Origin of the sequence: uncultured Marivita sp., assembly GCF_947488135.1 — a bacterium.
GTDB lineage: Bacteria > Pseudomonadota > Alphaproteobacteria > Rhodobacterales > Rhodobacteraceae > Marivita.
Window position 1 is genome coordinate 186,444 of record NZ_CANKYW010000006.1, and the last position, 16,811, is coordinate 203,254.

Genomic DNA, 16,811 nt, shown 5'->3' on the forward strand with positions numbered 1-16,811 from the left:
TCTATATGTCCGCCACGGCGCAGCGCGTTCTTGAAATCGTGAATGAGAAGGGATTGCACGCTCGGGCGTCGGCGAAACTGGTCGAGGTTGTCGAAGGTTTCGACGCAACGGCCGAAGTTCGCAAGGACGGGATGAGCGCCTCCGGCGACAGCATCATGGGGCTTTTGATGTTGGCAGCCTCCAAAGGAACCTCTATTGAGGTAGTCACCTCAGGGCCGGACGCAGAGGCCCTTGCCACCGCAATCGAGACATTGGTGGCTGATCGGTTTGGAGAAGGCAACTGACCCTCGGGTCGGTATGGGCAACCGGAAAACAGGACGACATACCGCACTATGGTTGATAGCTATCAGCATTCATCGACCGACGCGCGCCCTCTGGCGCCGGCAGAGGTGCCCTACGACAAGCGCAAGCTGAGCTACGCCAACACGTTCACCAACCCCTGGAAATCCAACACGATCCGCGCGATGGAATGGATGACCGGCAAGATCCCGTTGCTGCGTCTCGTGCGTCGTTTCGAACGGATGGGCCCCGCCGAAGGACAAGCCTTCTGGGGTCAGGCGCTTGGTCTGATGAAGATCGCCTTGGAAACGCCGCCGGAGCAGATCGCGCGCATTCCGAAGACCGGGCCGGTGATCGTCGTCGCGAACCATCCGCACGGTCTGGTCGACGGCATGATCCTTGCAGAGCTGATCGGGCGGGTGCGGACCGATTACAAGATCCTTACACGTTCGCTTCTCACGGGTGTGACCGAGATCGAGGAATTCATGATCCCGGTGCCTTTCCCGCACGAGGAAGATGCCCGCGAGCAAAGTCTCGAGATGCGCAGCCGGGCGATGAGCCATCTCAAAGGCGGCGGTGTGATCGCACTGTTCCCGTCGGGCGTCGTTGCATCGAGCGACAGTCTTTTCGGCCCGGCGATCGAACGGAACTGGAATCCATTTACGGCAAATCTGATCCAGAGGTCTGGCGCGACGGTCGTGCCGGTTTTCTTTCCTGGCCAAAACTCCCGGGCCTACCAGATCGCCAATCGCTTATCGGCGACGATCCGGCAGGGTTTGCTGATCCACGAGGTCATTCACGCCTGTGGCAAACCGCAGGCCCCGATTGTCGGCGAACCCATTCCCGCAGATGCGATCGAAGCCTACGCAGGACGCAGCCGCGATTTCGTGTCGAGCCTGCGGGAAACGACCATGGCTTTGGGGCAAAGATCCTAGCGCGTCGGAACCGGGGTTTCGCCTCGGTAGTCATAGAATCCGCGCTGCGTTTTCCGGCCAAGCCACCCGGCCTCAACGTATTTCGTCAGCAGGGGACAGGGGCGATACTTGGTATCCGCCAAACCGTCGTGCAGCACGTTCATGATCGCGAGGCAGGTGTCGAGCCCGATGAAATCGGCAAGTTCGAGCGGACCCATCGGGTGGTTCGCGCCAAGCTTCATCGACTGGTCGATGGAATTCACGTTTCCGACGCCTTCGTAAAGCGTATACACCGCCTCGTTGATCATCGGCATCAGGATGCGATTGACGATGAAGGCTGGGAAATCCTCGGCTGAGGCTGCCGTTTTGCCGAGCTTCTCAACCACGCCCAGACAGGTGTCATAGGTCTCCTTATCCGTGGCGATACCGCGGATCAGTTCCACGAGCTGCATGACCGGAACCGGATTCATGAAGTGGAAGCCCATGAATTTTTCCGGCCGGTCCGTACGGCTCGCCAGACGCGTGATGGAGATGGACGAGGTGTTCGAGGTCAGGATCGTGTGGTCGGCGAGATGTGGCAGCAGGCTGTCGAAGATCTTTTGCTTGATCGTCTCTTCCTCGGTTGCCGCTTCGATGATGAGATCGGTCTTGGCGACCTGTGGCAGATCGTTCGTCGTGACGATGCGCGCCATTGCCTGATCCCGCGCGTCTTGGGTGATCTTGTCGCGGCTGACCTGCCGGTCCATGTTCCGCTCGATCAAGTCGACCGCGCGTTTCAGAGCGTCTTCGTTGATGTCGTTCAAGACGACGTCATAGCCCGCGAGCGCCATGACATGGGCAATGCCATTGCCCATCTGTCCCGCTCCGACAACTCCGATTGAATTGACCGTCATGCATTTGCTCCGTTCGCTTCGCCGCAACAATGGCTGTTGGGGCAGGGCGCTGCAAGGTGGATCGGACGGTTCGGTCGAAATTTAACTTTAGCGTTTTGAGAACCGAATCGCCCCAATTTCGGTAGCGGGAAAAGAGAAGGGGTGGGGATATGGAGATTTCCTCAACGCGCGATCAAGCGATTGATTATGCGCCATGTCGATACAATGGGTCTCGCTTGTGGTTCAGGGGGCCGCGCAGGGCTTTGCGATCTCCCTACATCGCCTGTCTTGGCGGTTGCGGTGTCTACGGGCGCTACCTTTCGCGGCCTTGGCCAACGTCGCTTGAGGGACGCACTGGGACAACCGTGGTCAATCTGGGGGTCGAGAACGCGGGGATCGATGCATATCTGAACGATCCGGGTGCTCTTCTGACCGCAGCGCATGCCCAGATTACGGTTGTTCAGCTGACCTGCACGCACAATACATCCAATCGTTTCTATTCGGTGCACCCGCGTCGGAATGACCGATTTCTCAAGGCGTCGGAGGCGCTGAAGTCGCTCTACCCGGAGATGGACTATACCGAAGTGCATTTCACGCGCCATTTGTTGGCCCGGCTTCATGCGATCTGCCCGGAGCGGTTCGCAATCGTCGCCGCCGAAGCGCGTGCTGCATGGCAAGCGCGGATGCGCACTTTGATCGCCCAGATGAACGGGACAGTTTTCTTGTTGTGGTTCGCACCATCGACCCTGTCCGAAATCGCGGATGATCCTGCGGCAGAGGAGCCCTTTCTGACACGCGGGGCGGTTCGCCCGCTGGAGCCGCATGTCCATTCACTGATCGAGGTGGTTCCACCCCAATGGCACGCTGGATGCGACGAAATGCATGTGCCGGCGATGGAATTGTCGCGGGCCGAACACTTACCGGGCCCGGCGGCGCATGACGCGGTGGCTGCCGCCGTTTCCAGAGCAGTTGAAGGCGTCCTGACATGAAAACGGCGCGCCCATTGGGGGCGCGCCGGTCTTTGTCATTCTTAACTGACGTTTACCTCAGCTTTTCGGTCAATTCCGGGACGGCGTCGAACAGGTCGGCAACAAGGCCGTAATCCGCAACCTGGAAGATCGGCGCTTCTTCGTCCTTGTTGATAGCGACGATGATCTTGCTGTCTTTCATGCCCGCAAGGTGCTGGATCGCACCCGAGATGCCGACGGCGATATAGAGATCGGGGGCAACGACCTTGCCGGTCTGGCCGACCTGCCAGTCGTTCGGCGCAAAGCCCGAGTCGACCGCGGCGCGCGAGGCACCGACGGCGGCACCGAGCGTATCGGCGAGCTTTTCGATCATCGCAAAATCGCTCTCGGACCCGACGCCACGGCCACCGGACACGACGACCCCGGCAGAGGTAAGTTCTGGGCGGTCGCTTTCGGCAACTTTATCCTCGACCCATTCGGAGAGGCCGGGGTTGTCGCCGGACGAGATCGTCTCAACTTCAGCCGAGCCACCTGTCGGTGCTGCGTCAAAGGTCGACGTCCGGAACGAAATGACCTTTGTGCCGTCCGAGGATTTCACGGTCTGGATCGCGTTGCCGGCGTAGATCGGGCGCTCGAACGTGTCGGCGTCCACCACGGCGGTCACGTCGGTGAGAACCATGACATCCAAAAGGGCTGCGACACGCGGCAGGATGTTCTTGGCATCCGTCGTCGCGGGCGCCACGATGTGCGAATAATCCCCGGCGAGCGATGCGATCAGGACCGAGACCGGTTCCGCGAGGCGGTGCCCGTAAAGGTCATCCTCGGCCAGCAAGACTTTCGACACGCCTTCGATTGTCGCGGCTTCGTCTGCCGCGGCTTTCGCGGAGGCGCCTGCGGCCAGAACCGTCACGTCGCCCAAGGCTTTCGCGGCGGTTACGGTCTTGGCGGTGGCGTCCATCGCCAGCGCGCCATCGGTGATTTCTGCAATCAGAAGTACAGCCATTTACACAGCCCCCGCTTCTTTGAGTTTCGCCACAAGCTCGTCCACGGAACCAACCTTGATCCCGGCGGCACGCTCTTCCGGCTCGGACGTCTTCACGATCTCGAGGCGGGGGGCGACGTCGACGCCGTAATCGGCGGCTGTCTTTTCATCCAAAGGCTTCTTCTTGGCCTTCATGATGTTGGGCAGCGAAGCATAGCGCGGCTCGTTCAGGCGGAGGTCGGTCGAGATGATGGTCGGCATCTTGACCTTGATGGTCTGCAAACCGCCATCGACCTCGCGGGTTACAACCGCATGATCGCCGTCGATATCGACGTTGTTGGCATACATCGCCTGGCTCCAGCCGAGCAGGGCCGAGAGCATCTGGCCGGTGGCGTTCATGTCATTGTCGATAGCCTGCTTGCCGCACAGAACCAAGCCCGGCTCTTCTTCCTTGACGATGGCGGCAAGGATCTTGGCCACGGCCAGCGGTTCGATGTCCTGATGCACATCCTCTGCTGCGACGACGAGGATCGCGCGATCCGCGCCCATCGCAAGTGCGGTGCGCAGGGTTTCCTGGCTTTGCTTGACGCCGATGCTGACCGCGACGATTTCGTCGGCCTTGCCCGCTTCCTTGAGGCGGATCGCCTCTTCTACGGCGATCTCGTCAAAGGGGTTCATGGACATTTTGACATTGGCGAGATCGACACCGGACCCGTCCGCTTTGACACGAACCTTCACGTTGTAGTCGATCACACGTTTGACAGGCACAAGGACCTTCATAAGCGCGTTCCTCTCGTTTTTTATCGCAGACGGAGTTGCGATTCTGATATGTCTTCCCGGCAAGGGATAACGAACACCGGGCAGGGGAAACAGGGCAAAATCGTCACGTTAGCGCCAAAGGACGCCGCGTTTTTCGCCAATCTTGCCGCCGATTGTTCTGATGCAGCATCATTCGCAAATGTTTTGCAGCGCGCGCCATTCCTGCGCGGTGAGGACCGGAACGCCTTCGAACCCCTCCGGCGTGGCATCCCGTGCTGCCTGAATGCGATCTCCCAAGGCGGGATGACTCAGGAAATGAGCGACGAAGGGGCTTGCCTCTCCTCCGATCTCGCGGAACCGTTCGAACATTGTTGCCAAGGCCGAGGGCGCGATCTGCGCGTCGCGCAGGACAGCGTGGGCGAAGACATCGGCATCGGCTTCGGCCTCCTGACTGTACTGCGCTTCGATCAGGCGTTCCGCCAGCAAGAGAACCGCCGCGCCGCCGGCGAAGTCACCGAACAGCAGCCCGAGCACGCCCAGAGACCCGGCGGATCGCAGCGCGTGCCGCGTTGGATCGCGGCTGACCACATGGCCGATTTCATGCGCGAACACGGCGGCGACCTCCTCGGGGGATTGCGCCTTCTCGATCAGGCCGCGAAAGAACACGATGTAGTTGCCGGGTAGAGCGAAGGCATTGATCATGCCGTGATCCAGAACCGATACGGTGAGGCTTTGGCCTTCGGGAAGCGCATCTTGCAACCGCGCCTCCATCTTGGCGAGCGCCTCCACGCCTTCCGGGTTGTCGCAGAGTGGGACAGGGTTCAGCCCGGTCTGGTCGAGCGCACTGCGGATCTGATCCAGTGTGACCTCGCCCAAGGCGCGCTCACCGTCCGGTGGGATGAACCGCGCCAACTGGTTCGCCATGATCGGCACAAGGACGAAAATGATCAGCGCGACAGATGCAACTGCGGCAGCCGCCCAGCCAAGAAGAGGTCCACGTTTCGTAACGGTCGGGCGTTTGGTCCGGTTGGGCAGGCGCGGAGCCAAGCCATCATCCGGCAAGAGAATGCGCTGCACCGGATCATCGGCGCGCTGGATGACCATCTGATCGCCCCCGGCCTGATCCGGTATTTGTCTTATGTCCGCTAGTCGCCAGTGCAGCCTGGCTCCGGTGTCGGCCAAGCCGACCAGCGTTTGCGCCTCTTCGTCGATTGTCAGAGTGATCGTCGCGGGACGGGCGCGGGTGCCGTCGAAATAGGTTCCCGTCGCGGAGAACGGCTCTGGCACGCGGCCGATGCGAAGAACGGTCATAGCGATGCCCCCACATCCAGAGCGTCGGCAAAGCCTTCAGCCTCTGCGAATTCATCGCGCGGGCGTTGTCTGATGTCGTCAATAGCGGCAGCGGGATACAAGGTGAGGGTGGAGAAATAGTGGCGGATCACCGGCAGCGTGACGAATACGTTGGTCAAAGCGCTCCACAGCAGGAAGATCGAAAAATAGATCATCACGCTGATGGCGATAATCGCGTAGCGCCCCAACCCGGCGATCGGCGCGATCGTATCCTCAAGCCCCATTTCGGCCAGCATGTCGGCGGATTGGATCAGCAACAGCAAGATCCCCAACAGGACCATCGGGATGAAAACAGCCGATGCTGCCAGCAGGCTTCCAAGCACGTAGATCATCATGACTCGGAACGCATTGGGCGCAAGATCTAAGCTGACGCCATTGATCGACTTCGTTTCCGTCAAACGCCGGAGCGTCTCAACCCGGTAGTGGAACAGTCCATAGAATCCGACAAACCCAGCGATCACACAAAGGCCCGCGCCAACCGGGATATTCTCGGACAGGATCGCCGCGCCGCCAAGTAGGCCGATCCCGAGGGCGAGAAAGAGCGGTTTCATCGCCGGGTACAGCATCGTCCAGGTGCCGCCTTGCGTCATGCGCGCGGTCCCGAAAAACGTGCGGTCCACCTTGTACTTTTCAAGCCAGAACGTCATCCGCGGCAGCAAAAGGCCAGCGCTCAGAATTGTGACGAGCCAATGCACCACCGCGCGCCATGCATAGCCCCAGGCTCCGGGCTCAAGACCGAACCGCAGCCCGCGCCATCGCGTGCGGGCGAGGACATAGCGGCGCGCCCGGTATTGGGCGAAGAACCAGAGCGGGATGACGCCCACAAGGCTCGATACATAGGCGGCGAAGTTGTCCTGAAACAGCGAGAAGCTCGCGAACATCAAGACAAGGTTCACGACGCCGATATAGAAGGCCAGAACCACCACCGCGAACAGAAATCCGAGGAGTTTTTCGACCGGGTCGCCGACATATTCCAACGGATGGCCACCGGGCCGGATGGCCGACCAGTACCAGCGTCGCAAGCGGGTGCGCATCCAGAAGCGGTAAAAGCCCAATGTCAGCACGGTCAGGACGCCGGTTTTCAGGGCCAGCCAGAAAAGCGCGCTGCGATGACCGACGACGTCTGTGGTCAGCCTGTCCGGATCAGGTGAAGGTGTTGTCTCTGGGGAAGCCGCGTGGGGCCATACGTCCGGCGCTGGCGCGTTTTCCGGTCCATTCGCCGAGGTCTGTTTCCGTTCTGGTGCGTCCTGCCGGGTCGCGCCAGGTGAGGCCTTCTCCCAGGGTGAAGGTGGTTGCATCCGAGAGGCCCCCGTCCTTGTACTTTTGCAGCCGCACGCCTTTCCCGCGTCCCATCTCAGGTAGTTCGTCCAGCGCAAAGACCAGAACTTTGCGGTTTTCGCCAACGACTGCGACCGCGTCGCCGGTCACAGGTTTGCACAACTTGGCCCGTACGTCGCCCTTGACGTTGAGCACCTGTTTGCCCGCGCGCGTCTGGGCCACGACTTCGGTCTCGGGCACGACGAACCCGTCGCCCGCACTGGAGGCAACAAGGAGTTTGCGATCCGGCTGGTGGATGAACAGATCGACGATCCCCGCCTCGTTGGGCAGATCCACCATCAGGCGCAGCGGTTCACCCATGCCCCGGCCACCCGGCAGGTTGGCGGCGGACAGAGTGTAGAAGCGGCCGTTGGTTCCAAAGACCAGCAACCGGTCGGTGGTCTCTGCATGGAAGATGAAGCGTGGTCCGTCACCATCCTTGAACTTGAGCTCGCGATTCAGGTCGATATGGCCGGTCATGGCCCGGATCCAGCCCATCTCGGAACAGACCACGGTGATCGGTTCACGCTCGATCATGGCCTCGATCGGGACGTCCTCGACGACACCTGCTTCGGCGAAGGTGGTGCGGCGCTCGCCGCCGACGTAGTTTTTGCCAAAGGTCTTTTTGGTCTCGCGTAACTGGTCCGCGATGGCGTCCCATTGCAAATCGCCGCTTTCCAGGAGGTCCTCCAACCCCGCGCGTTCCTCCATCAGGCGGTCGCGTTCTGCCACGAGCTCCATCTCTTCGAGCTTGCGGAGCGACCGCAACCGCATGTTCAGGATGGCTTCGGTCTGAACCTCAGTGAGGCCAAGTTCCTCGTCATCGCCGACCATCGGAGGCGAGACATAGTCGGCCTCGTCGCGCGCGCGCGGGTGATCCTTGCCCCAGTCCTCACGCATCAGGGCGGCCTTCGGCTCTTCGTCGTAGCGTATGATGTCGATCACGCGGTCCAGGTTCAGGAACGCGACGATCAGGCCCTCCAGCACTTCGAGCCGGTGGTCGATCTTGTCCATCCGGTGCTGGCTGCGCCGGATCAAGACTTCGCGCCGGAAATCAAGGAAGGCGCGCAGCACCTCTTTCATCGAACAGACCTTGGGCGTCAGCCCGTCGATGAGGACGTTCATGTTCAGGCTGAACCGCGTTTCCAGATCGGAGTTGCGGAACAGCATGTTCATCAACACATCCGGGTCCACGTTCTTGGAGCGCGGCTCAAGCACCATGCGGATGTCGTCGGCGGATTCGTCACGGATATCGGCAAGGATCGGGACCTTCTTGGTCTGGATCAGTTCGGCCAGCCGTTCGACCAGCTTGGATTTCTGTACCTGATACGGGATCTCGGTGACGATGATCTGCCATTGACCACGGCCAAGATCCTCGACCTCCCAACGGCAGCGCAAGCGGATCGACCCGCGCCCGGTGCGGTAGGCCTGCGCGATGGTTTCGCGGTCTTCGACGATCACGCCGCCCGTGGGGAAATCCGGCCCTGGCACGTAGTTGAGCAGCGTATCGTCGCGCGCGTCCGGCACCTTGATCAGATGCAGACAGGCGTCGATCAGTTCCGCGATATTGTGCGGCGGAATGTTTGTCGCCATGCCGACGGCGATGCCGCTGGAGCCGTTGGCAAGAAGGTTTGGAAATTGCGCGGGAAGAACAACAGGTTCTTCGAGGGTGCCGTCGTAGTTCGCCCGGTAATCGACCGCGTTCTCGTTCAACCCGTCCAGCAGCGCCTCGGCGACTGCCGTCAGGCGCGCTTCGGTATAGCGCGCGGCGGCGGGATTATCGCCGTCGATATTGCCGAAATTGCCCTGTCCATCGACCAGCGGATAGCGGACGTTGAAGTCCTGCGCGAGCCGCGCCATCGCGTCGTAGATCGCGGCGTCGCCGTGCGGGTGGTAATTGCCCATCACGTCGCCGCTGATCTTGGCGGATTTGCGGAAACCCCCGGTGGAACTCAGCCGGAGTTCGCGCATTGCATAAAGGATACGGCGATGCACGGGTTTCAGCCCGTCGCGCGCGTCGGGCAGCGCCCGGTGCATGATCGTCGACAACGCATAGGTCAGGTACCGCTCACCGATCGCTCGGCGTAGCGGTTCCGCAAAGTCGCGGGGGGTCATCTTGGGGTCGTCGACATCATCAACCATAGATGATGTGATACTCACCGCCCCTGAGGCCGTAAAGCAATTGCGGGAATATTTTTTCTCTTTCCCATTCGGCGTGGGCAAAGAATCGCGATATTCCTGTTCCGGCGAGCTGACGTGCGACCGCATTGGGGGATTGAGATGAACAAGTATATTTTGGTTGCATTCGCACTCATGGGCGTCGCGTTCTACGAACTGTCCGGAGGGTCCGATTTCGAACCCGGTAGCAATTCGGTCACCGTCTTCGCAGAGCCGAAGCCCTTCGTTTCGGACCCGGAGCCCGCTTTGACCATCGTGGCGCGGGCGGATACAACTGTTGCTGGGCTTACGGACATCGCCCAAGCTCGTGCTTTGATCAAGCCGATTGAGAAAGAAGATCCGGTCAACACAGTGGATGTTTCTGAGCCGGAAAGCGATCCGACGCCCGTCGTCGAAGTCGCTGCCACAGCGGTGCAGCCGGTGGAGGAACCACGCCCCGACCTGCGCTTTGTCGATGGAGACCGGGTGAATGTTCGTGGCGGACCGGGCACCGATTACGCGGTGGTGGGGCAGTTGATCCGCAACGATATGATTGAGGTGCTCAAGGACGAAGGCAATGGCTGGCTCCATCTGCGCGACACCGTCACCGGGGATGAAGGCTGGATCGCTGAATGGCTCGTAACGGCTGCCAACTGACGTGGCATCGAAAACCATCCTGATCACCGGGTGTTCGTCGGGCATCGGACTGGACACGGCGCGGCGATTGAAGACGCAGGGCTGGAAGGTCTTTGCGGCGTGTCGATCCGTCGAGGATTGCGAACGCCTCAAAGCCGAAGGATTCGCCGCACCGCAACTCGACTACGAAGACAGCGCCAGTATCGCGCGGTGCGCTCAAACGGTGCTGGAGGAGACCGCAGGCGCGTTGGATGCTGTGTTTCACAATGGGGCCTACGCGTTGCCCGGGCCGCTGGAAGACATCCCGGCCGACGGAATGCGCGCTCAGTTCGAGGCGAATTTTCTCGGGTGGCACGATCTATCCCTGCGGCTTATTCCGGCGATGCGGAAACGGGGTCACGGCCGCATTCTGTTCAACTCGTCCGTTCTGGGATTGGTGGGCATGAAATATCGCGGGGCGTACGTGGCCACGAAATTTGCGCTTGAGGGCTATGCCGATGTTCTCCGCATGGAAATGGCAGGGACGGGAATTCGTGTCATCCTGATCGAACCCGGCCCGATCGAGACGGATTTTCGGAAAAACGCGATCAAACAATTCGATCACTGGGTCGATTGGGAAGCTTCAGCGCGCCGTGCGCAGTACGAGGACTCGCTGCTCGATATGCTCAAGAAAGGCGGCAGTTCGCGTGTGCAATGGCCGGCCTCAGCGGTGACTGACGCTGTCGAGAAGGCGCTGACGTCATCGTCGCCGAAACCGCGCTACCGGGTCACGACACCGACGCATCTGATGGCAGTTGCCCGTCGGCTGCTTCCAACACGTGCCCTGGACTGGCTTTTGTCCAAGGGCTGACTTTTCATTCGCCTTGTGCCGCGATACGGCTACATCCCCGTGAACACGAAGTTAAGAAAGACCACCTGCCATGATGCAAGATCCGCTGTTCATCGTTGTCGCCATCGCCTGTCTCGCGGTGGTCGGTATCCTGCTTTTCGGGATCGGAAGCTTTGCCAAGGGGGGTGAGTTCAACAAGAAATACGCGAACAAGGCGATGCGCTGGCGGATCATCGCACAGTTCGTTGCGGTGCTTCTCATCCTGCTGTTCGTCTGGGTTCGGGGGGAATAAGCGATGGTCGTTCTGAACAAGATCTACACCAAAACCGGTGACGATGGTGAAACCGCGCTGGGCAATGGCGCACGGGTTGCCAAACATTCGATGCGGGTCACGGCCTATGGAACGGTGGATGAGCTGAACTCGATCGTCGGTCTGGCGCGGTTGCATACCGATGGTGAGTTGGATGGCCAACTCTCGCGCATTCAAAACGACCTGTTCGACCTTGGCGCGGATCTCTGCCGTCCCGATATGGAGAAGGACGCCGATGCCGAGTATCCGCCGTTGCGGATCGTTTCATCGCAGACCGATCGTCTTGAATCGGAAATCGATGCGATGAATGCGAAACTCGAACCGCTGCGCAGCTTCATCCTTCCCGGTGGATCGGCACTATCGGCACATCTGCACCAATGTCGCACGGTCGCGCGCCGGTCGGAAAGATTGACGGTCGAGCTTGCCACGATGGAAAGCGTGAACCCTGCGGCGGTCAAGTACCTTAACCGCTTGAGCGATTGGTTCTTCGTCGCGGCGCGTGTGGCGAATAACGACGGAAAGGCCGATATCCTCTGGGTTCCGGGCGCCAACCGCTGATCGTCGTCTTGGATAAATTGATTTGACGAAGGCCGACGATGCGATTGTGCATGGTCGGCCTGTCCCGGTCAGCTTTCCTTGTCAGTGACGTTTTCCTTGAATGCCACCTCGAACGCCGCTTTCTGCGCATCGCTCGCTTCGGTCTGGTAGCGGGCTTTCCATTCGGACATGGGCATGCCGTAGAACGCCTCGCGCCCGGCCTCCTTGTCCATCTCGATCCCGCGCTCGTTGGCGGCTTCCTGATACCAGCGGCTCAGACAGTTTCGGCAAAACCCTGTCAGGTTCATCATGTCGATGTTCTGAACGTCAGGGCGATCCTCGATCAGATGCTGCCGCAAGCGGCGAAAGGCGGCGGCCTCGATCTCAAGCTGTGTCTGTTTGTCCATCTTCGGATCCTCCGGTTCATTCATTCGTTTTCGCCAAAGCCGCGACAAGCATCGGTGCGAGCCGTTCGCCCCATGCCGCTTGCGTTGCCTCGGTTGCGATCAGGTCATTGCGCAATTCGATAAGTGTGTTCAGCCTGCCGTGATGCAAGGCGTGCCGATCGATCGCATCACCGGGTAAGTGCCCGGGATAGGGTTCATTGCGACCGACAACAAGGTCGGGTTCGGCTTCCAGCGCCGTGATCAAGGGGTCGGACAGACGCCGGTCATAGGCGTGCAGGATCCCGATATGCCACGGGCGGCTTGGGCGGGATTTCAACTGCCGTGTAAACGAATGAACCGCCACGATGACGGTGTCGTCGCGCCGCGCCGCAAGTGCCGCAAGCGCGTCGTGATAGGGGCGGTAATACGCGTTGAGTCTGCGCTCTTTCTCTTCGGCGCAGGCGTTCCGATTGCCGGGAATGACGGACCCGTCATAAAGGCGCATCAACAGGGTCGGGTCGTTTTCTCCGCGGTTTGGATCGATCACCAGCCGCGAGAAATTCGACAGGATCGCGGGCGCATCCAACGCATCGGCTATGGCGCGGGTCACACCGGCAGCCCCTGGATCAAAAGCGATGTGCCGTGCCATGTCAGCTTCGGGCAGGCCGAGCGAGCCTCCGAGATCCGGCGGCACCGTGTTCGTCGCATGATCGCACGTGATCAGCCAACGCGAGGACCGGTTCTCTCCATGCACAAAAAACGGTACATATGTCATAGGTATGTGATCTCCCGGGCGCATCAGATAGTTGAGTTGCGCAGGAAAGGGAAATGAGCAATAACGCCAAGCGAAAGTTAGCGGTAACATGAGGCGGCGCACTTGCCGACAAGACGTGTTGCAGCAGCGGTGGACTGCGACCTGCCGGTCGCCCAGAACCAAGTTGAAGGACGGGATTCCGAATGAGACGTTTGCGGAGTGTGAAAATCGTGGCCACCCTGGGGCCGGCTTCCAGCACCTACGAGATGATCCGTGGCCTTCACGAGGCCGGTGCGGATGTGTTCCGTCTCAACATGAGCCATGGCAGCCACGATGAGATCGCCGAACGTCACGCGATCATCCGGCAGGTCGAAAAGGACTGTGACAGCACGATCGGTATTCTGGCCGACCTTCAGGGTCCCAAGCTGCGCGTCGGCGTCTTTGCAAATGGCGAAGAGGAATTGGTCGAAGGCGCGAGCTTCCGTCTCGATTTGGCGGACGAAGAGGGCACGGCAACCCGCGTCACGCTTCCTCATTCCGAGATCTTCGCGGCATTGGAGCCTGGCGCGCATCTTTTGGTGAATGACGGCAAAATCCGGTTGAAAGTCGAAACCTGCGGTGCCGATTTCGCGGATTGCACGGTTATCACTGGCGGCACCATTTCGAACCGTAAGGGTGTGAACGTCCCTGACGTCGTCCTCCCGCTGGCGGCGCTGTCCGATAAAGACCGCGAGGATCTTGAGTTCGTATCCGAACTTGGGGTCGATTGGCTCGCTCTCAGCTTCGTGCAGCGCGCGCAGGATGTCATCGAGGCGCGCGAGTTGTGCAAGGGCCGTGCCGCGATCCTGTCCAAGATCGAGAAGCCTGCGGGCGTCAAAGCGTTCGAAGAGATCCTTGAGGTCTCCGACGGTATCATGGTGGCGCGCGGCGATCTTGGTGTCGAACTGCCGGTGCAGAACGTGCCGCCGATCCAGAAGCGCCTGATCCGCCGCTGTCGTTCCGCTGCGAAACCAGTGATCGTGGCGACACAGATGCTCGAGTCGATGATCGAATCGCCGATGCCAACCCGTGCCGAGGTGTCGGATGTTGCGACCGCGATCTACGAAGGGTCCGACGCGATCATGCTGAGTGCGGAGTCGGCGGCGGGCGATTATCCCATCGAAGCGGTGACGACGATGAACAACGTTGCCATCGAAGTGGAAAGCGATCCGACCTATACCGAAATCATCGAAGCGTCCCGAACCGCCAAGCGTCAGACCGTGGCAGACGGGATCGTCGCTGCGGCCCGCGAGATCGCCGAGACGACCGATATCAAGGCGATCTGCTGTTTCACCTCTTCTGGCACGACGGCTTTGCTGACCGCCCGCGAGCGTCCGCGCGTGCCGATCATCGCCATGACAAGCTCTGTACGCACCGCGCGTCGGCTTGCGCTGACTTGGGGCACGGAATGTGTGTTGACCGGTGAACTGGAGCGATTCAAGCAGGCGGTCGTCAATGCGGCGCGGGCTGCACGTGCTGGCAAATACGCGGAACCGACCGATCAGATCCTTGTCACCGCGGGTGTTCCATTCAACACGCCGGGCACAACCAACATCCTTCGTGTTGCGCCCTGCGACGAACGTTTGATCTATAACACGGATCCGGAGTAATCTGACCCCACGTAATCAGTGGGAGCAGGCGGTATGGACCCTGACACGCTTTTCGTTATCGGGCTGGCGCTTGGCGTCTTGTCCATTCCGGCGGTTGTTTCTTCGATTTCCAAGGGCGACCGTCCGAGGATTGCAACGATCACGTTGATGATTGCGGGGGCGATGGTCGTCTGGGCCATGTCCAACAAACCGGGCGGCTATACGTTGGAAACGATCCCGGCGGTGGTGGCGAAAGTGCTTCGGGATTTCACCTGACCTGGTGCGACTGTGTCGTGTGACGTTCGATCACTATAGATCAATCTGAAATATCCATTTAGCAATCTTTTCACGTACACGATGCGCGCCATGAGCTGTGCCGCGTCGTGATTGATGGGAGGAGGATGGCATGACACGCGACGCGCGTCCGTGGACAGCTTTTTATGGGCCGAATGTCCGCAAGAACATCGAAACGGCATCGTATCGCACGCTGGCGGACCTGATCCGGTCTGTCTCAAGCACGTATGGCTCGGCTCCGGCCTTTACGGCCTGTTTGCCGAACGGCATGAACGGCACGCTGAGTTTCCATCAGGTTGACGAGATGTCGGATGCCTTTGCAGTCTACCTGCGCGAAGTTGCGGGGCTGAGGCAGGGGGACCGCGTCGCGCTCCAGATGCCGAATTGCCTGACCTTTCCGGTCGCGGCCTTCGGCATCCTGAAAGCGGGCTGTATCCTTGTGAACGTCAACCCGCTCTATACCGCCGAGGAGATGGGCAAGCAGTTCTCCGATGCCGAGCCACATGCGTTGATCATCGTGGATATGTTCGCCGACAAGATCCCGGCGGCCACGCAAGGTCATCCGATCCCCAACATCATCGTCACGCGCGTTGCCGAATTCCTGCCATCCCTGCCGCGCGGGATCGTCGGGCTGGTGCAAAAACACTGGGACAAGTCGGTGAAACCCATCGAAGTGGCCCATATCCGCTTCCCCGATGCGCTGGCCGCCGGGCGTGATCACATGACCCGCGAACGGATCGCGCCGGATGTCTATTCACAGACGGTCGATGCCAATGACGTCGCTTGCCTGCAATATACTGGCGGAACCACGGGTGTCGCCAAGGGGGCGATGCTGACCCATGCCAACCTGATCCTGAACATGGAACAGACGATGGAGATGCTGGAAGGCGTGGAGAAGGGCAAGGAAATCGCCCTGACTGCACTGCCGCTCTATCACATCTTTGCCTTCGCGGTGAACATGCTGGCCTTCTACTGGCTCGGCGCGCGCAACATCCTCATCCCGAACCCGCGGCCCCTGTCGAACCTCAAACGCGCGTTCGAGAATTACAAGATCACTTGGATGAGCGGTGTGAACACGCTGTTCAACGGGCTGAGCAACGAGATCTGGTTCACCGACAGCCCGCCGAAACATCTCAAGTTCTCGTCCGCTGGCGGAATGGCGCTTCAGGCGGCGGTGGCGCAAAAATGGGAGGGCATCACCGGTAAGCCGGTGCTTCAGGGCTATGGCCTGACGGAAACCTCCCCCGTGCTGACCTTCAATCCGCTGGGCAAGACGCGTGATGGGTCTATCGGCATTCCCGTTCCCGGCACGGATATCGCCTGCATCGACGATGCCGGGATGCCGGTTCCGCAGGGCCAAAGCGGCGAGATTACCGCCAAGGGTCCGCAGATCATGGCGGGCTACTGGAACAAGCCGGAGGAAACCAAGGGCGCCTTGCGCGACGGCTGGTTCCTGACCGGCGACATCGGCGTGATGGATGCGGACGGCTATTTCCGTATCGTGGATCGCAAGAAGGACATGGTCGTCGTGTCGGGCTTCAACGTCTACCCGAACGAGGTCGAGGACTGCCTTGCCCTGCACCCCGGCATCCTTGAAGCGGCGGTCATTGGCGTGCCGGATGACTTGACCGGCGAAGCGGTCAAGGCCTTTGTGGTCAAGCGCGACGGCGGCCTGACCGAGGCTGCGATCCGCGCGCATTGCAAGGAACACCTGACCGCCTACAAGGTGCCCAAACGCGTCGAATTCCGCGATGAGTTGCCAAAGTCGAACGTCGGAAAAATCCTTAGAAAAGACCTGCGCGCCGAAGAGCTGGCCCGCATCGCAGCGGAGTAGGCACA

General features: G+C 60.3%; 18 protein-coding genes. 10 read left to right on the forward strand and 8 right to left on the reverse strand.

Translation table 11 applies throughout. From position 1 onward, the window contains the following. The first annotated feature begins 5 nt into the window (after nucleotides 1-5). Together Q1B16_RS16785 and Q1B16_RS16790 are read left to right on the forward strand one after the other, a co-directional pair. A complete protein-coding gene (locus Q1B16_RS16785) occupies nucleotides 6-284 on the forward strand; it encodes an HPr family phosphocarrier protein (protein ID WP_299791406.1) in 279 nt (92 codons plus the stop codon). A 48-nt stretch (nucleotides 285-332) separates the two neighbouring features. Beyond that, nucleotides 333-1,214, forward strand: a complete 882-nt coding sequence (locus Q1B16_RS16790) for a lysophospholipid acyltransferase family protein (protein WP_299791409.1) — start codon at nucleotides 333-335, stop codon at nucleotides 1,212-1,214. On the opposite strand, the gene Q1B16_RS16795 is transcribed toward Q1B16_RS16790, so the two are convergent. Continuing rightward, nucleotides 1,211-2,086 (reverse strand): 3-hydroxybutyryl-CoA dehydrogenase, encoded by an 876-nt coding sequence (locus Q1B16_RS16795; RefSeq protein WP_299791412.1) that lies wholly within the window; start codon nucleotides 2,084-2,086, stop codon nucleotides 1,211-1,213. The genes Q1B16_RS16790 and Q1B16_RS16795 overlap by 4 nt on opposite strands. 149 nt (nucleotides 2,087-2,235) lie before the next feature. Here Q1B16_RS16795 and Q1B16_RS16800 point away from each other — a divergent pair, with 149 nt between their 5' ends. Further along, on the forward strand, nucleotides 2,236-3,054 hold the full coding sequence (locus tag Q1B16_RS16800; RefSeq protein ID WP_299791416.1) for a DUF6473 family protein: 819 nt from the start codon (nucleotides 2,236-2,238) through the stop codon (nucleotides 3,052-3,054). A gap of 52 nt (nucleotides 3,055-3,106) precedes the next feature. Here the strand turns inward: Q1B16_RS16800 and Q1B16_RS16805 are convergent, their stop codons facing one another. From Q1B16_RS16805 to Q1B16_RS16825, 5 genes are all read right to left on the reverse strand, one after another. Beyond that, on the reverse strand, nucleotides 3,107-4,036 hold the full coding sequence (locus Q1B16_RS16805; RefSeq protein ID WP_299791419.1) for an FAD-binding protein: 930 nt from the start codon (nucleotides 4,034-4,036) through the stop codon (nucleotides 3,107-3,109). After that, a complete protein-coding gene (locus Q1B16_RS16810) occupies nucleotides 4,037-4,795 on the reverse strand; it encodes an electron transfer flavoprotein subunit beta/FixA family protein (protein ID WP_299791423.1) in 759 nt (252 codons plus the stop codon). 168 nt (nucleotides 4,796-4,963) lie between these two features. Then, a complete protein-coding gene (locus Q1B16_RS16815; RefSeq protein WP_299791427.1) occupies nucleotides 4,964-6,085 on the reverse strand; it encodes a M48 family metallopeptidase in 1,122 nt (373 codons plus the stop codon). Beyond that, entirely contained in the window at nucleotides 6,082-7,257 is a 1,176-nt protein-coding gene (locus Q1B16_RS16820) for a DUF898 family protein (protein WP_299791613.1), read from the reverse strand. Before Q1B16_RS16820 ends, Q1B16_RS16815 begins: the two co-directional genes overlap by 4 nt. 10 nt (nucleotides 7,258-7,267) lie before the next feature. Further along, on the reverse strand, nucleotides 7,268-9,583 hold the full coding sequence (locus Q1B16_RS16825) for a DNA topoisomerase IV subunit A (protein ID WP_299791430.1): 2,316 nt from the start codon (nucleotides 9,581-9,583) through the stop codon (nucleotides 7,268-7,270). Between the two features lie 138 nt (nucleotides 9,584-9,721). On the opposite strand from Q1B16_RS16825, the gene Q1B16_RS16830 reads away from it, so the two are divergent. From Q1B16_RS16830 to Q1B16_RS16845, 4 genes are all read left to right on the forward strand, one after another. Beyond that, the gene (locus tag Q1B16_RS16830; RefSeq protein ID WP_299791433.1) at nucleotides 9,722-10,255 is read left to right on the forward strand and encodes an SH3 domain-containing protein; all 534 of its coding nucleotides are present in this window, start codon (nucleotides 9,722-9,724) and stop codon (nucleotides 10,253-10,255) included. Nucleotide 10,256: 1 nt separating this feature from the next. Then, nucleotides 10,257-11,084, forward strand: coding sequence for an SDR family NAD(P)-dependent oxidoreductase (locus Q1B16_RS16835; RefSeq protein ID WP_299791436.1), 828 nt, complete (start codon nucleotides 10,257-10,259; stop codon nucleotides 11,082-11,084). Nucleotides 11,085-11,154: 70 nt separating this feature from the next. Further along, on the forward strand, nucleotides 11,155-11,355 hold the full coding sequence (locus Q1B16_RS16840; protein WP_299791439.1) for a twin transmembrane helix small protein: 201 nt from the start codon (nucleotides 11,155-11,157) through the stop codon (nucleotides 11,353-11,355). A 3-nt stretch (nucleotides 11,356-11,358) separates the two neighbouring features. Further along, entirely contained in the window at nucleotides 11,359-11,931 is a 573-nt protein-coding gene (locus Q1B16_RS16845) for a cob(I)yrinic acid a,c-diamide adenosyltransferase (RefSeq protein WP_299791442.1), read from the forward strand. A gap of 68 nt (nucleotides 11,932-11,999) precedes the next feature. Here Q1B16_RS16845 and Q1B16_RS16850 read toward each other — a convergent pair whose 3' ends face one another. Further along, on the reverse strand, nucleotides 12,000-12,317 hold the full coding sequence (locus Q1B16_RS16850) for a DUF1244 domain-containing protein (protein WP_299791445.1): 318 nt from the start codon (nucleotides 12,315-12,317) through the stop codon (nucleotides 12,000-12,002). Between the two features lie 16 nt (nucleotides 12,318-12,333). Continuing rightward, nucleotides 12,334-13,071: an N-formylglutamate amidohydrolase gene (locus Q1B16_RS16855; RefSeq protein WP_299791448.1), complete on the reverse strand. Its 738-nt coding sequence runs from the start codon at nucleotides 13,069-13,071 to the stop codon at nucleotides 12,334-12,336. 182 nt (nucleotides 13,072-13,253) lie between these two features. Here Q1B16_RS16855 and pyk point away from each other — a divergent pair, with 182 nt between their 5' ends. The 3 genes from pyk to Q1B16_RS16870 all read left to right on the forward strand — a co-directional run bounded on the left by pyk (nucleotide 13,254) and on the right by Q1B16_RS16870 (nucleotide 16,806). Continuing rightward, nucleotides 13,254-14,699, forward strand: coding sequence for a pyruvate kinase (pyk, locus tag Q1B16_RS16860; RefSeq protein WP_299791451.1), 1,446 nt, complete (start codon nucleotides 13,254-13,256; stop codon nucleotides 14,697-14,699). A 33-nt stretch (nucleotides 14,700-14,732) separates the two neighbouring features. Further along, nucleotides 14,733-14,954: a hypothetical protein gene (locus Q1B16_RS16865; RefSeq protein WP_299791454.1), complete on the forward strand. Its 222-nt coding sequence runs from the start codon at nucleotides 14,733-14,735 to the stop codon at nucleotides 14,952-14,954. 130 nt (nucleotides 14,955-15,084) lie between these two features. Beyond that, nucleotides 15,085-16,806, forward strand: a complete 1,722-nt coding sequence (locus Q1B16_RS16870) for an AMP-binding protein (protein ID WP_299791457.1) — start codon at nucleotides 15,085-15,087, stop codon at nucleotides 16,804-16,806. The last annotated feature ends 5 nt before the right edge of the window (nucleotides 16,807-16,811 follow it).

What these genes read in the sequence shown, in the direction of transcription:
- Q1B16_RS16785 (WP_299791406.1), top strand. Translation starts at nt 6, where the DNA reads ATGTCCGCCACGGCGCAGCGCGTTCTTGAAATCGTGAATGAGAAGGGA.
- Q1B16_RS16790 (WP_299791409.1), top strand. Translation starts at nt 333, where the DNA reads ATGGTTGATAGCTATCAGCATTCATCGACCGACGCGCGCCCTCTGGCG.
- Q1B16_RS16795 (WP_299791412.1), bottom strand. Translation starts at nt 2,086, where the DNA reads ATGACGGTCAATTCAATCGGAGTTGTCGGAGCGGGACAGATGGGCAAT.
- Q1B16_RS16800 (WP_299791416.1), top strand. Translation starts at nt 2,236, where the DNA reads ATGGAGATTTCCTCAACGCGCGATCAAGCGATTGATTATGCGCCATGT.
- Q1B16_RS16805 (WP_299791419.1), bottom strand. Translation starts at nt 4,036, where the DNA reads ATGGCTGTACTTCTGATTGCAGAAATCACCGATGGCGCGCTGGCGATG.
- Q1B16_RS16810 (WP_299791423.1), bottom strand. Translation starts at nt 4,795, where the DNA reads ATGAAGGTCCTTGTGCCTGTCAAACGTGTGATCGACTACAACGTGAAG.
- Q1B16_RS16815 (WP_299791427.1), bottom strand. Translation starts at nt 6,085, where the DNA reads ATGACCGTTCTTCGCATCGGCCGCGTGCCAGAGCCGTTCTCCGCGACG.
- Q1B16_RS16825 (WP_299791430.1), bottom strand. Translation starts at nt 9,583, where the DNA reads ATGGTTGATGATGTCGACGACCCCAAGATGACCCCCCGCGACTTTGCG.
- Q1B16_RS16830 (WP_299791433.1), top strand. Translation starts at nt 9,722, where the DNA reads ATGAACAAGTATATTTTGGTTGCATTCGCACTCATGGGCGTCGCGTTC.
- Q1B16_RS16840 (WP_299791439.1), top strand. Translation starts at nt 11,155, where the DNA reads ATGATGCAAGATCCGCTGTTCATCGTTGTCGCCATCGCCTGTCTCGCG.
- Q1B16_RS16845 (WP_299791442.1), top strand. Translation starts at nt 11,359, where the DNA reads ATGGTCGTTCTGAACAAGATCTACACCAAAACCGGTGACGATGGTGAA.
- Q1B16_RS16850 (WP_299791445.1), bottom strand. Translation starts at nt 12,317, where the DNA reads ATGGACAAACAGACACAGCTTGAGATCGAGGCCGCCGCCTTTCGCCGC.
- Q1B16_RS16855 (WP_299791448.1), bottom strand. Translation starts at nt 13,071, where the DNA reads ATGACATATGTACCGTTTTTTGTGCATGGAGAGAACCGGTCCTCGCGT.
- pyk (WP_299791451.1), top strand. Translation starts at nt 13,254, where the DNA reads ATGAGACGTTTGCGGAGTGTGAAAATCGTGGCCACCCTGGGGCCGGCT.
- Q1B16_RS16865 (WP_299791454.1), top strand. Translation starts at nt 14,733, where the DNA reads ATGGACCCTGACACGCTTTTCGTTATCGGGCTGGCGCTTGGCGTCTTG.
- Q1B16_RS16870 (WP_299791457.1), top strand. Translation starts at nt 15,085, where the DNA reads ATGACACGCGACGCGCGTCCGTGGACAGCTTTTTATGGGCCGAATGTC.